The organism is Paenibacillus sp. Y660, assembly GCF_057221575.1.
The window spans coordinates 16,736-29,859 of the sequence record NZ_JBXBBJ010000031.1 but is presented as its reverse complement, the minus strand read 5'-3'; the positions used below and the strand labels follow the sequence as shown (position 1 = coordinate 29,859).

The 13,124-nt window shown below is 45.1% G+C and carries 14 protein-coding genes and 1 pseudogene; 5 read left to right on the top strand and 10 right to left on the bottom strand.

The features are described 5' to 3' along the window. The first annotated feature begins 36 nt into the window (after nt 1-36). Together AC2TDN_RS23290 and AC2TDN_RS23285 are read left to right on the top strand one after the other, a co-directional pair. Nucleotides 37-255: a hypothetical protein gene (locus AC2TDN_RS23290; protein ID WP_484690339.1), complete on the top strand. Its 219-nt coding sequence runs from the start codon at nt 37-39 to the stop codon at nt 253-255. Nucleotides 256-448: 193 nt separating this feature from the next. Continuing rightward, nucleotides 449-2,056, top strand: coding sequence for an alkaline phosphatase family protein (locus AC2TDN_RS23285; protein ID WP_484690338.1), 1,608 nt, complete (start codon nt 449-451; stop codon nt 2,054-2,056). Between the two features lie 87 nt (nt 2,057-2,143). On the opposite strand, the pseudogene AC2TDN_RS23280 reads toward AC2TDN_RS23285, so the two are convergent. The 6 genes and pseudogenes from AC2TDN_RS23280 to AC2TDN_RS23255 form a co-directional block, all read right to left on the bottom strand. Beyond that, nucleotides 2,144-2,248 (bottom strand): annotated as a pseudogene (locus AC2TDN_RS23280) (alpha/beta hydrolase); the annotation flags it as partial. A gap of 60 nt (nt 2,249-2,308) precedes the next feature. Further along, nucleotides 2,309-2,740: a protein-tyrosine phosphatase family protein gene (locus tag AC2TDN_RS23275; RefSeq protein WP_482067435.1), complete on the bottom strand. Its 432-nt coding sequence runs from the start codon at nt 2,738-2,740 to the stop codon at nt 2,309-2,311. A gap of 20 nt (nt 2,741-2,760) precedes the next feature. Beyond that, the gene (locus AC2TDN_RS23270; RefSeq protein WP_482067434.1) at nt 2,761-3,240 is read right to left on the bottom strand and encodes an ArsI/CadI family heavy metal resistance metalloenzyme; all 480 of its coding nucleotides are present in this window, start codon (nt 3,238-3,240) and stop codon (nt 2,761-2,763) included. Nucleotide 3,241: 1 nt separating this feature from the next. Continuing rightward, nucleotides 3,242-3,664 (bottom strand): arsenate reductase (thioredoxin), encoded by a 423-nt coding sequence (gene arsC / locus AC2TDN_RS23265; protein ID WP_482067433.1) that lies wholly within the window; start codon nt 3,662-3,664, stop codon nt 3,242-3,244. 25 nt (nt 3,665-3,689) lie between these two features. Then, nucleotides 3,690-4,982 carry an arsenic transporter gene (locus tag AC2TDN_RS23260; RefSeq protein ID WP_482067432.1) on the bottom strand — a complete coding sequence of 431 codons (1,293 nt, stop codon included), beginning with the start codon at nt 4,980-4,982 and terminating at the stop codon, nt 3,690-3,692. Between the two features lie 71 nt (nt 4,983-5,053). Beyond that, a complete protein-coding gene (locus tag AC2TDN_RS23255) occupies nt 5,054-5,368 on the bottom strand; it encodes an ArsR/SmtB family transcription factor (RefSeq protein WP_482067527.1) in 315 nt (104 codons plus the stop codon). A gap of 173 nt (nt 5,369-5,541) precedes the next feature. On the opposite strand from AC2TDN_RS23255, the gene AC2TDN_RS23250 reads away from it, so the two are divergent. From AC2TDN_RS23250 to AC2TDN_RS23240, 3 genes are all read left to right on the top strand, one after another. Next, nucleotides 5,542-5,988, top strand: coding sequence for a MarR family winged helix-turn-helix transcriptional regulator (locus AC2TDN_RS23250; RefSeq protein ID WP_482067431.1), 447 nt, complete (start codon nt 5,542-5,544; stop codon nt 5,986-5,988). A gap of 72 nt (nt 5,989-6,060) precedes the next feature. Then, nucleotides 6,061-7,128: an NAD(P)-binding domain-containing protein gene (locus AC2TDN_RS23245; protein ID WP_484690337.1), complete on the top strand. Its 1,068-nt coding sequence runs from the start codon at nt 6,061-6,063 to the stop codon at nt 7,126-7,128. Nucleotides 7,129-7,185: 57 nt separating this feature from the next. Next, a complete protein-coding gene (locus tag AC2TDN_RS23240; protein ID WP_484690336.1) occupies nt 7,186-8,493 on the top strand; it encodes an NAD(P)-binding domain-containing protein in 1,308 nt (435 codons plus the stop codon). Between the two features lie 43 nt (nt 8,494-8,536). Here the strand turns inward: AC2TDN_RS23240 and AC2TDN_RS23235 are convergent, their stop codons facing one another. From AC2TDN_RS23235 to AC2TDN_RS23220, 4 genes are read right to left on the bottom strand one after another with little or no spacing between them, the layout of a single operon-like run. Beyond that, a complete protein-coding gene (locus AC2TDN_RS23235) occupies nt 8,537-9,232 on the bottom strand; it encodes an LrgB family protein (protein ID WP_484690335.1) in 696 nt (231 codons plus the stop codon). Continuing rightward, nucleotides 9,229-9,582: a CidA/LrgA family protein gene (locus tag AC2TDN_RS23230; RefSeq protein ID WP_482067427.1), complete on the bottom strand. Its 354-nt coding sequence runs from the start codon at nt 9,580-9,582 to the stop codon at nt 9,229-9,231. Before AC2TDN_RS23230 ends, AC2TDN_RS23235 begins: the two co-directional genes overlap by 4 nt. A gap of 14 nt (nt 9,583-9,596) precedes the next feature. Beyond that, entirely contained in the window at nt 9,597-11,408 is a 1,812-nt protein-coding gene (locus tag AC2TDN_RS23225; protein WP_484690334.1) for a cache domain-containing sensor histidine kinase, read from the bottom strand. Between the two features lie 4 nt (nt 11,409-11,412). Beyond that, a complete protein-coding gene (locus AC2TDN_RS23220; RefSeq protein ID WP_484690333.1) occupies nt 11,413-13,074 on the bottom strand; it encodes a response regulator transcription factor in 1,662 nt (553 codons plus the stop codon). Nucleotides 13,075-13,124: the final 50 nt, after the last annotated feature.

Here is a 13,124-nt window from a genome sequence, read left to right as displayed (position 1 = left end):
TAAGCACGCCCTGATGGCAAGAAGGAGTTACTGCAATTGTACGTTAATAATACAGGCAAAAAGAAGCTGAAAGTCCGGCTCAAATCCGACTTAGGCAACAAATATGAAACTTCAGTTGCACCTGGCACTATATATGCCGGCGAAATGTGGGTTGGTTTGGAACAAGCAGGCGAGTGGTATATCGATTTTAATAATGATGATGGGTCAGTTATTGAGTTTTCACTAGCGATAACGATCGATAAGCAGGAAGAATAGCCATTAGCACGCTCAATAAACAGCAGCAAAGACCATTAATTAATGGTCTTTTTTTTGTTCAATATAAGCAAGTCAGATTGGATGTTTTACTTTGGGAGGATACGAAGTGAGCAAATGGGTAAAATAAACCAATTCAACTCAGCTATATAAAAATAAAAAGACGTCTAAACCATTTCGAGGATGTGGAGTTAACTTGAGACAAAAAATGAGCCGGCTAGGGCTGATCATCTTTATTTTAGCCATTACATTTGGATGCCAAAGTCAGGAATCAAAACCGAAGGAACAAGATTTAATGCACGTAAAATCAATTAAAGGAGATCAGTCGAAAAAAATCATCCTTCTGGTTATTGATTCTTTAATGTCTGGAGCGATTGATGAAGGCATTCGGCAAAATGAGCTTCCCACTTTTCAATTCCTCATCGAACACGGCCAATATTTTAAGGACATGGTGAGCTCGTTTCCCACAATGTCTGTAACCATTGACAGCTCACTAGTTACTGGTCAATATCCAAATCGCCATCATGTGCCGGGACTGACCTGGTATTCTACGGACGAAAAGAAGGTTATCAATTACGGAACCGGACCGATGGAAGTAATAAAGCATGGCGTTGATCCGGTCTTGTTTGATGCATTAATCAACTTAAACGGGAAGCATCTGAATCCGCAAGTGCCTACCATCTATGAAGAGCTGGCGCAGCATGGGCTGAAATCCGGTTCTATTAACGGTTTGATCTATCGGGGGATAAGTGATCATACGCTTTCGATTCCTCCGTGGGTAGAAGGCACAACCTCTTTGCCAAGCGAAGTGAAAGTAAAAGGACCGGATTATTTTGCCTTAGGTTCCTTATCCGATCCGCTTCAAGGCATTAAAAGTCTGTCTGACGGTTTGACCAGTCGTTTGGGCCTAAATAATTCATTTTCCATTGAAATGATTCAGTACTTGATCAATGAAAATAAATTGCCGGATTTTTCATATGTCTATCTGCCTGATTTGGATCAGAAGCTGCATAAGACAGGTCCTTACGATATCAAAGGAGTCAAGGAACTGGATCGGCAGCTTAACTCCTTATTAAAAACATTCGGTTCTCCTGAAAAAGCCTTAAGCAAAGCGATTTTTGTAATCGCAGGGGATAGCGGAATGACTCAAATTTTGCCTGCCGAAAAAAATCCGGTTATCGACCTGCCCTCTATTTTCGTAGACTATCAGGTTCTGCGGCAGGGAGAAGCTGCTAAGCAAGAAACGGAAATCGTTCTAGCCGTAAATGAAACGATGGCTTACGTATATACACTTCAAGCGGGCCAATCGTTAAGAGACATTGCGAATCTGGTAAAAGCCGATCCGCGCATTGATTTTGTTTCCTGGAAGGAAAACGGTTGGATTTATGCCGTCCAAGGAAAAACAGCAAAAGAGCTTAAGTACAAAGCTAAAGGCAGCGTAATCGACCCTTATAAACAAACATGGACAATTGAGCAAGATACTGAGGTGTTGGATTTAAAAATGAAAACAAATCATAGGCTGGAATACGGCCAATATCCTGATGTTTTACAACGCTTGTCAGGAGCTTTGTTTTCTCACAAAGGAAAGTTCTTGGTAGTCACTGCAAAACCGGGCTATGAACTCGCTGATAGAAGCTCGCCTTTGCATAAGGGCGGCGGAGGTCACGGATCGATTCGAAAAGATGAATCACTGATTCCACTAATCATATGCGGAACTTATCAAAGACCGGAATATTTGCGAATTGTCGATTTAAAATCATTTTTGCTAAAGCTGCTTATAGATGAGAATAAAGGTACTAAGTAAAAAACTTAGTGATTATCCATAAAAAATGCTGTAAGCTCCGATGATATTTTTTTTGAATCGAGTTTGTTCGTATGGCCGAGTCCCTTTAATATTTACCCCACTTGCTGCTGCCTGAAGGGCAAGTACCGCCCCGGATGATAGTCCCCAAACATAGGCCGAGCCGCCGGCTTGATCTATCAATGCTTGAAGATCTGTTTTCCACAAAAAAAGAACGTTTACCGGCAGCCTGCCATGCAAACGTTCCTCTGTTTATTAAGAATAAATGGCTTCTAATGCTTCGCGCTGCGCTTGCTTTATATTCAATATCGAGCGAATGCTCTGGGCTTGCTGCTCTGCATCTTCAATGGTATCGGCTAGGCCTAATTCAAGCAGTGTCCCGTATGCAACGGTCCCCGTACGGCCTTTGCCGCCTCCGCAATGAAATGCGACCTTTTTGCCTTCTTTGTAGCTCTCTACAACAGCTTTAATCGCGGTATGAAGCATTTTTTGTTGCGGTTCATTCGCTTCATCGCTTAATGGCATCTTGATCCATTTCAATCCTTCACCTGCAGCCGCGCATTGCTGAGACTCTTCTCTTAAATCCACGACGACTTCAACGCCATCATGATCGACCATGGCTTGTACGTCATCGGCGCCGCCCATATATATACGACCTGGTATTAATTCGTGGTACGTTTTATTCATGCTTAAGCTCTCCTTGCTTTTTAAAATAATTGTTTTTTGAATGATGGAAACGCCACTGGAACGGGTGCGAAAGGAGGAGCGCAGCATAACGAAAGATCACGTTGATCGCCAGCCGATTCAAACTCCGAATCTTCTTTCGTATAAAAAATCTCCCATGCGTTGCCGTCCGGATCGTACACCCATACTTTGTCCTGAACAGCATAGCAGCAGGTGGTATTCATTTCATCGATTAGCAATAGATCTGCCAGTCTCAAACGTTCACCTATCTCGAGTACATCCTCGGTATTATCTACCTGGAAGCCAAGGTGGTTAAGCACACCATTCTTTTCAAAGGAGCGCACGTTTAATGAAAAGTGAAGAGAAGGGTTATCCAATTCAAATTTTGCATAATTGTCTTTGACCTTAGTTGGCTCTGTTCCGAAAAATGATCGGTAGAAAGTCAGCGATTTCTCCAAGTCCGTACAGTTGACCGCAACATGCATTCTTTTGATAGCGGACATCTTATTGTCCCTCTCTCACAAACTTCTCGACACGCGCCTTAATGGCATCGCGAACGTTTCGGAATTGATCCATAATTTCATCCTCTGTGCCGACTGCTTTAGCCGGATCATCAAAGCCCCAATGCCATTTCACCACATTCGGATTGGAGATGACAGGGCAATGCTCATCGGCATGGCCGCAAAGAGTAATGACATAGACAGCGCGATTCAAAATCTCTGGATCAATCACATTAGAGGTGTTTTGGCTAATATCTACGCCTGCTTCTTTCATCACTTGAACGGCTCTTGGGTTCAAACCGTGCGCTTCAAGACCTGCGCTTTTCACTTCGTACTGTTCGCTGCCGAGGGCACTAAGAAAGCCATCCGCCATTTGACTCCGGCAAGAGTTGCCCGTACACAAGAAATAAACCAGTTTCTTTTCCATTGTTCCTATCTCCTTTGAAATTCGTTTAGTGGATGATGCTAAGCCATAAGTAAAGGCCGACTAGCGTAATAAACAGAACAGGAAGCGTAAGTACGATTCCGATTTTAAAGTAATAGCCCCATGTAATTTTCACGCCTTTTTTGGACAGCACATGCAGCCACAATAAAGTAGCTAAGGAGCCGATTGGCGTAATTTTAGGACCTAAATCGGAACCTATAACATTTGCATAAATGAGAGCCTCTCGTAACACACCGTTTGTATTCGTGCCTTGTATAGCCAAAGCATCGATCATAACGGTAGGCATATTGTTCATAATCGATGAGAGAATCGCAGCAATGAAGCCCGTACCGATCGTTGCCATAAATAAACCTTGATCCGCTGTCCACTGGAACACCTCGCCGAGCTGATCCGTGAGACCGACATTACGAAGGCCGTAAACGACAACATACATGCCGATGGAGAAGACGACAACCGACCATGGTGCCCCTTTGATGACAGCACCCGTATGAATGGCTGGACTTCTGCGTGCTGCGAAAATAAAGACGATAGCGGCTATGCCAGCAACGATCGATACCGGAATGTGGATGAACTCGCTTACGAGATAAGCGATCAATAATACAGTTAAAACAATCCAAGACAGCTTAAACATACGCATATCTTTTATCGCATCACGAGGCTGTTTGAGCTGGTTGAGATCATAGCTCCTAGGAATGCTTCTCCTGAAGAATAGGAATAGTACGAGCAAGCTTGCGCCAACGGCAAAGAAGTTTGGAATAATCATTCGGCTGGCATACTCGGCGAATCCAATACCAAAGAAATCGGATGAAACGATGTTGACCAGGTTGCTGACCACAAGCGGCAAGGAAGCCGTATCGGAAATAAATCCGCTAGCCATAATAAATGGAAGGATCATACGATCATCAAACTTGAGCGCTCTGACCATGGCGAGAACAATTGGAGTAAGAATCAGTGCGGCGCCATCGTTTGCGAAAAAAGCGGCGACAGCAGCCCCGAGCAATACGACGAAGGAGAACATGAGGTACCCGTTGCCTTTTGCAAAGCGTGCCATATGCAGTGCCGACCATTCGAAAAATCCAATCTCATCTAGAATGAGCGAGATCAGGATGACCGCGACAAAAGCTAAGGTTGCGTTCCAGACAATGCCGGTTACGTCCCACACGTCATTCAAATCAACAACGCCAAAGAGCAGGGCGAGTATTGCTCCTCCAACAGCCGAATAGCCGATATTTAAGCCTTTAGGCTGCCAAATAACGAAAATCAAAGTAATGAGAAAAATAATAGATGCGATAACTAACATAGTTCCTCCTAAAAATCGTTGTCATACCATCTCGTTGTTCATACTATTAGCGCTGGAACCTTGCATGGCCGCTAATTGCAGCAGTCAGTGCTCAGCTTTTTTATTTCCTCTCTCATGGACGGGAGCACATCTAGAATGCCATGAAGGTAAGGCTTATCCTCAAGATTTAATGAATAGTAAATCCATTGTGCCTGCCTCGTTTCATTTACCAGCCCGCCAACTTTTAATTTCTTTAAATGCTGACTAACATTTGGCTGTGTGGTTGCGAGAATAGTCACGATATCGCAAACGCACAATTCTTTTTCTTTCAGCATGGCGAGAATGGTAAGGCGAGTCTTATCAGACAACAGCTTTAAGGTATCGGAAAGAGAGTCAATCGGTTGAATCATGCAATCACTCCTTAAATTCACTTGCTATGGGCATCTTTCAATGTTTATTATACACAGCTGATTATATAAGTAAAGCATTATATAAGTGAAAACGCATATAAAGATTTTGTGAAAATATAACTTGCAAATTACAAGTAAAACATTTATAAATAGTACAGGGGGAATGAAAAATGGATAACCCAAGAGAATTGCTGCAAGTCCTTGCAAGGCAGTTTGGTTTGTTGAACAAGAACTGCTGTCAAATTAGCGGTCTGGATTTATCGCTCATTCACAGCCATATCCTTTACGAAATTGGGCGCCAGAGCATGCCTTCCATGCATAAGGTCGCTGAGACGCTCGGCGTGGATATTACGACCTTTAGTCGGCAAATTCAATCCTTAATCAAGAGTAAGCTAGTTAAAAAAACTGCATCTCCTGAAGATGGCAGAGTGTTTCTGCTTTCACTGACGACAGAAGGGAAGTTTGTAGCGGGTTCGATTGAAAAAATGATGAACGATTACTTAGACGAAGTTTTTTCATTTATGAATGAGTTCGAGAAGGAGACTGTCCTCCGTTCGCTACGGCTGCTGATTACAAGCATGCAAAAATCAAAAATGTGCTGTACACCTATGGGGTAATGTTGATTACTCCATATTTTTTAAGTAAATACTTGCAAAGTGCAATAAATTTAATTGGAGAATGGAGATATTATGAGCGAAATATACGATGTAATTGTGATCGGAGCCGGGCAAGCAGGTCTTGCTGCCGGATATCATCTTAACAAAAATGAACGCCATTATGTCATTTTAGAAGCGAATTCCGAACCGACTGGATCATGGCCGCAATACTACGACAGCCTGAGATTATTTTCGCCAGCGAGCTATTCCTCTCTGCCAGGGATGCCATTTCCGTTGAAAGCTGATTCATATCCGAATAGAGATGAGGTCATTTCTTATCTTAAGCAGTATGCCGAGCATCATCGCTTTCCGATCCATTTTAATGTTCGGGTGGAGCGAGTGGAAAGAAACGGCCTTTTCTACATCCACACAGCCGGCGGCGAGGTATATAGATCCAAAAACATCGTATGCGCATCTGGTTCATTTAATCAGCCTTTCAGTCCGGTGCTGGAAGGAAGGGAAGATTTTAAAGGGAGCCTTATTCATTCTTCCGAGTACCGGAAAGCCGACTCCTTCCGCAACCAGCGAGTTATCGTTGTTGGCAGAGGCAATTCAGCTGTGCAGATAGGGGTTGAGATTAGTGAGCACGCTTCTGTCACTACTCTTGCAGTGCTTCAACCTGTTCAACTATTACCGCAACGATTACTCGGGAGAGACATTCATTTTTGGATGAAGATGATAGGGTATGATAAATTTCCTTTTTGGCGCTTTGGTAAGACTGTAGGCAGTCCCAGCGGAGCTATTGATATCGGCGGTTTCAAAAACAAGCTGCAAAATGGCCAGCTTGAACAGAAAAGCATGTTCAAAAAAATGGATGCCGAAGGGGTCATTTGGCCTGATGGAACAAAAGAGAGAATCGACAGCATTATTTTTGCCACTGGCTTTAAGTCTATTTTCCCGTATCTTCATGGCGTTGAAGGTGCAGTGGATGATCGAGGTTATGCGGTACAGAAGGGAGGTGTAAGCAGCACGGTGCCGGGATTATTTTATCTTGGCTTATCCGGTCAACGTACCTTTGCATCAGCAACCATACGTGGCGTAGGTTCTGATGCTAAATATGTAGTGAAGCAACTAAAAAGGGCAACAAGAAGAAATTCATAAATCTTAGTGAGACTTACGTTTAAATAACAAATGCATGAAAATCGAGGAGGAATTACGATGGAAAATCCATTGCCTGTAGCTATTATTGGTGGAGGCCCAGTTGCTTTGGCAGCCGCCGCCCAGTTAGCAAAAAGAGAAATGCCTTTTGTATTATTGGAACAGGGAGCTTCGGTTGGGGCGTCGGTACTGGAATGGAGCCATATCCAAATGTTTTCTCCGTGGGAGTTTAACATTGATTCTGCAGCAGCGGAGCTTCTTGCCGAGACAGGATGGACTGCTCCGCCAAAAGAGGAACTGCCAACCGGCAAACAACTATTTGATCAATACTTGTTTCCACTCTCAGAACTGGATCAATTAAAGCCATACATTAGGACCGAGGCAAGGGTAACAGCCATTCATCGCAAAGGCCTGGATAAAATGAAAACAGCGGGCAGAGAAAAGATGCCATTCGAAGTCGTATACGAGAGCCTTAACGTTGTCTATCGGTTCGAGGCTTCTGCAGTCATTGACGCTACAGGTACATGGAGAACACCAAACCCGATTGGAGCCAGCGGTGATTACGCTGCGAAAGAGACCGAATATAGCTCGCACATTCATTATGGCATTCCTGATATTAAAGGATCTCAAGCAAGTCGATACTCAGGTAAAACGGTGGCAGTCGTTGGGAGCGGACACTCGGCAATCCATGCCCTACTCTTGCTGCATGAGCTGAAATTGGAAAATGCTGAAACGACGATTCATTGGGTTTTAAGAAAACAATCGATTGGCGATGCTTTTGGAGGCGGCGAGCTTGACGGTCTGCCTGCTAGAGGAAAGCTTGGTTCACGTGCTGCTGCGCTTGTCAAAGAAGGAGTAATAAACGTCCATACGCCATTTCATATCGAGGGTCTTAAACAAGAGGGCGAGAGATTAAACCTCATTGGGACAGACGATTCGATCAACGGTGTGGACGAGATTATTGCTGCAACGGGAGCAAGACCAAATTTCTCCTTCATCAGAGAGCTTCGATATGCAGCCGATTCCTCCATTGAGTGCGTACCGAAGCTGGCAGATCTCATTGATCCTAACCTTCATAGCTGCGGTACCGTTCGCCCGCACGGAGAAGCAGAGCTCAGTCAGCCGGAGCCGCAATTTTATATCGTCGGAGCGAAAAGCTACGGTCGTGCACCTACTTTTTTACTCGCGACGGGCTACGAGCAAGTTAGAAGCGTGGTTGCAGCATTAGCAGGCGATTGGGATTCGGCACGGGAAGTGAAGCTTCATCTGCCTGAAACGGGCGTATGCAGCGTGTCGCGACCAAAGACAGCATTAAAAGTATCCCAATCTTCGTGCTGTGGACCGCTTAATTCCAATAAAACCAGATAAATGAAAAGCTAAGGGGCTAGCTGCCCCTTAGCTCTCAATTCGTTCAGTTAGTCAGCCACCAATAGATGGGGATGAACAGCACGGAGGTAATGATTCCAGCTACACCCATGGCAAAGCCGCTCATGCTGCCTTGTATTTCGGAATCCTTGATGAGCCTTGCTGTGCCGATTCCATGAGAGGACGTGCCAATGGCAATGCCTATCGCAATACCATTTGTCAGCTTGAGCGATGCTAACAGCTTTTTCCCGAACATGCTGCCAAAGAGTCCAGTAAGCACTGTCAGCACAGCGGTAAGCTCGGGCAAGCCTCCTAACTGACGCGATATTTCTATCGCGATGGGCGAGCTGACCGATTTTGGCAGCATGCTGAGCAAGATCTCGCGGCTTCCGCCAAGCAGGGCCACAAGAGCGGCGGCGCTTGCGATGCTCGTAATAGAGCCAACGGTTATCGCGATTAGGATGCTTACGATATGTTTTTTGATCAAATTAAAATGTTTATAAATCGACACGCCGAGAGCTACCGTCGCAGGACCAAGCAGGAGGGTAAGGACGTCTCCGCCTGCTTGGTATGCCTCATAAGGGATTTGAAAGCTAAGCAGCAGCAGGATAATAAAGCCCGAGCACAGAAAAAGCGGGTGCAGCCAGCGCCATCGTTGATGGATGAGCTGCGCGGCGGCATAGGCTATAACGCTAAGCGCAATGCCAAATAGCGGTTGGCTCAGCCATTCTTGCAGATTCATTCCACACCGCCTTGCGCTTCATTCCGCAGCAGCTTAGTTGTAACGTACCCCGTTGCCAGAAGGGAGGCTACAGCGCTGCCGATGACGCCAATGCCAATCGATAGCCAGCTTGATCCGATCAGCGGGAAAAAGACCATCGTCCCGACCAAAAAAGGGATAAAAAACAGCATCATATGTCCGGTAAGCCAGCTTGCCGCTGTATCCACCCATTCCAGCTTAATGACTTTGGTAAATAAGGCAATGAGAAAGAGAATAAGACCGATAACATTGCCTGGCAAAGGGATATGAAGGCTCAGATGGAGCCAGCTTCCGAGTAAGTTAAAGCCTAGTAAAATCGCGAATCCTAGCATAGTATCTCCTTTATTTAAGCTTGGTTTGCAGGCAGCCGGATACAAATCGTCGTTCCTTCTCCTAGCTGACTGTCAATCTCGATGCCGTACTGCTCCCCAAAGTAAAACAGAATTCGATCATGCACGTTCTTGATTCCAATATGCGCCTCGTCAAGTGTATCAGATGGCTGCGATAAACGGTACCGAAGCTGCTTAAGCTTCTCCTCGCTCATGCCGACCCCGTTGTCCTTGATCATAATGATCACTTCGCTGCCCGATCTTAAAGTGGACACTTCGAGCTGGCCAGGTCCGCTGCGACGCTCTAATCCATGTACGATGGCGTTCTCGATTAAAGGCTGCAGCGAGAAATGCATCACCTGAATGGTCTCGCTATCCGCTGCCAGCCGTTCAATGTATTGAATTTTATCGCCAAAGCGCAATTGCTGTATTTTCACATAGAGACGGATATGCTCCAGCTCCTCCTTCAGTGTAACCGTATCCTTGCCGGTTTGAATATGTACTCGAAACAAACGTCCGACTATCCCGACCATTTCGCCGATATCGCGCTGCCCGTTGATGACTGCCTTCATCTGAATGGACTCGAGTACATTCGCTAGGAAATGCGGGTTGATTTGGCTCTTTAGCGCGCCGAACTGAGCTACCTTTTGCTGTGCCTTTGCCATAGAGGATCTTTCGATATAGTTTTGCAGATCCTCGACCATCTTGCGAATGCCTTGATACAGAACGCCAAATTCATCCTGCCGATCACTGCTTAAATCCACATCGAATTTCCCCATGCCGACCATTTTGACCTGCCTGCTTAATAGAATAATCGGTTTTGTCACGCGCTCCGACAAGATGTACATAAACAAAATGGCTGTGCCAAGCGATAGGATCGCCAGCGTTAAGATGATTCTACCGAGAAACGCAGCCTGCTTCGTCATCTCTTTCTCGGCGATATATTGAATAACCTTCCAATTCGAATAATCGGAGGTCACAAAGTTTATATACGATTCGGTACCGGCTACATCAGCATAAAAGCTGCCAGCGTCTTCCTCCAGCAAGGTACGGAGCGTTTTATCCTCTAACGATATCGATTTGCTGATGTCTGTGTTTGCATCCGAATGGTAAGTGACGCCGCCATTATCATCGATAATAATAAAATTGCGCTTGCTCGTCTCGGAAAGCTGCAATATTTCCCGCAAGGAATCGAGGCGAATGTCAATGAGCATAACCCCCAGCGGCTGTTTGCTGCCAACCTTGTTGATTACCCTTGCGATTGAAATGACCGGTGCTTTGGAATTGGTTCGATGAAAGGGGGTATGGCTGCCAAAAAGAATGACTCCCCCTTTTTTTTGCTGCGTCTGAATATACCAATCCTCTTGGGTAAAATCCTTAAAATCGTAATCGGCACGGTTGAAATTTGCGGAATAAAAGACACGGGACCCCGCATAAATCTGTACGCTATCGACATTTTTAATCGTCATTTCAATGGAGCTGATGAAATGCTCGATCGTATTTCCGTACTGAATGCTCTGATCGTTCCCGGTATTATCCTTGCTGTTCGTCCAGTGCTCAAGCGCAATTTGAAGCCGGCTGTCCATCTGGGCATTCAGCGTGCCTTTCTCGATGCTTTGCAAATACTGGTCAATATTAAAGGACAGATTATTGAGAATGAGGCTGGAGCTGCTTTGATATTCGTTTTTGACGGCTTGATTTGAAAAGATGTAAATGATTGCGGAAATGAAGAGCAGCGGGACGGTAATCGTCAAAACCATAAGCACAAAAATTTGATGATTGACATGCTTCATTCGATATTGGTAGGTAGACCGTCCTAATTTTCTCACAGGGTCACCATCCTGATTGTTTTCTATAGTCGGTAGGTGTCATATTTGTGATGCTTCTAAACGTTTTGACAAAATGCTTATAGCTCTTATAGCCGCACATCGTACAAATATCCGTCACCAAATATTCGGGCTTCTTCAAGCATTCCTGTGCAAATTGGATGCGAATTTCGGTGACGAACCGCATATAGTTTTTGTCCAATTTCCGCTTGAACAGACGGCTCAAATAAGAGGGATTATAGAAGAAACGGTCGGCAACCATTTGCAGCGTAACCTCTTGATCGATATTTTGCTTGATGAACGATTCGATATGCTCAAAGATGATGACGTCCTGCTGATGGTTTTGCGTTAACCCTTCCGTGTAAACAAGGCCCAAATGCACCATCCACCTGCCAAGCCAGTCGAAGAGAGCTTCAAGCGTTGGGAAATCATCGATGAATGTAAGGTTTAAGAGCTTTTCGCTATAGACACCTTCAATGTGAATGCCGTTTTTGTTGGCAAAACGAATAATGACGCTGATCAGCTCTTGCAAATAGGCGAGCGATTTTTCAAATGAAGCATAGGTTGTTTTGCTCAAAATAGTTTGCGCCAGCTGCTGCATCAGCAGCCTTGTCTCCAGCTCATTGCCGCTCTCTAAGCAAGCGATGATCCGTTTCCTATCATTCTCACCCAGCTGGATAAGCGTTGCTTTGGCCGTTTGGGAGGCATCGCTTAAGCTTGCGGCAAGGAATAAGCTGCGATCTGCATCGTAAAAACGCTGATACAGCGCTTTATCGGAATCGTGCAGCCAATTTTTTATTTGGGATAAATCGGATGTCAGTTTACCTAACCCCATGAACAGCAAAGTATGATGCGCTATGCCGGCGATTTTCAGCATAAGGTCTAATTGTTCCTTTACTTTCTCTTCTATAGGGACGACCTCGTCGCTAGAATCCTCTACTGGCCATACAATCATTCCAAAGAGCTTCGTTTTATACGTATAGGTGAAAATATGCCGCTGGTTATATTCGGGGAAAAGCGACTCCGCTGCTTCCATTAAAAAAATGTCCGCTTGCTGTCTGCCCCAGCTGCTAGGCTGGGAATGCGCTTTCAAGCGTGGAAGCCAAGTCAGTACAAATGGCTGATAGACATACGCACTGCTCGGAAGCCCGCAAAGCTCCCCGATCATAGTCTCATCTACCGCAGCATGCTCTTCCTCCAGCAGAAGCTTCACGAGCTCGCTCCCTTTTAGCTTCCAGCTTTGTCTCATCTCCGTCTCCAAAATAGACAGGCTTTGCAGCTCTAGACGTTTCTCCTTCAGCTTATCTATGCAATCTTGGATCGATGCCAGACTCTCCTCATATTCCAAAGGCTTAAGCAGGAAAGCATGGACCCCGCCTGCGCGGATTGCTCTCTGCGCATATTCAAAATCATTAAAACCTGTCAAAATAATAAATAGCGTATCTGGGAGTTTCATACGGATTTGCTCTATCATTTGAAGACCGTCCATCTCAGGCATACGAATATCGGTGATGACCAGATCAGGTTTCTCTTGAAGAGCCAGAGCAAGTCCGTCCTGTCCGTTCTCTGCTTCAATAATGGAATGAACCTCAAGCTCTTCCCATGAAAAATAATGTTTTAGACCCAACCTTATAATGGGTTCATCCTCTACAATCATTAGTTTAAACATGATATTCCCTCCTGAAGGTTATGCTTATAGTGGGTATCTTCGAAGTATGT

Excerpts from the sequence above, each read along its gene's own strand:
- AC2TDN_RS23220 (WP_484690333.1), bottom strand. The coding sequence starts at position 13,074 with ATGTTTAAACTAATGATTGTAGAGGATGAACCCATTATAAGGTTGGGT.
- AC2TDN_RS23270 (WP_482067434.1), bottom strand. The coding sequence starts at position 3,240 with ATGTCCGCTATCAAAAGAATGCATGTTGCGGTCAACTGTACGGACTTG.
- AC2TDN_RS23275 (WP_482067435.1), bottom strand. The coding sequence starts at position 2,740 with ATGAATAAAACGTACCACGAATTAATACCAGGTCGTATATATATGGGC.
- AC2TDN_RS23230 (WP_482067427.1), bottom strand. The coding sequence starts at position 9,582 with ATGCTAGGATTCGCGATTTTACTAGGCTTTAACTTACTCGGAAGCTGG.
- AC2TDN_RS23245 (WP_484690337.1), top strand. The coding sequence starts at position 6,061 with ATGAGCGAAATATACGATGTAATTGTGATCGGAGCCGGGCAAGCAGGT.
- AC2TDN_RS23250 (WP_482067431.1), top strand. The coding sequence starts at position 5,542 with ATGGATAACCCAAGAGAATTGCTGCAAGTCCTTGCAAGGCAGTTTGGT.
- AC2TDN_RS23240 (WP_484690336.1), top strand. The coding sequence starts at position 7,186 with ATGGAAAATCCATTGCCTGTAGCTATTATTGGTGGAGGCCCAGTTGCT.
- AC2TDN_RS23260 (WP_482067432.1), bottom strand. The coding sequence starts at position 4,982 with ATGTTAGTTATCGCATCTATTATTTTTCTCATTACTTTGATTTTCGTT.
- arsC (WP_482067433.1), bottom strand. The coding sequence starts at position 3,664 with ATGGAAAAGAAACTGGTTTATTTCTTGTGTACGGGCAACTCTTGCCGG.
- AC2TDN_RS23235 (WP_484690335.1), bottom strand. The coding sequence starts at position 9,232 with ATGAATCTGCAAGAATGGCTGAGCCAACCGCTATTTGGCATTGCGCTT.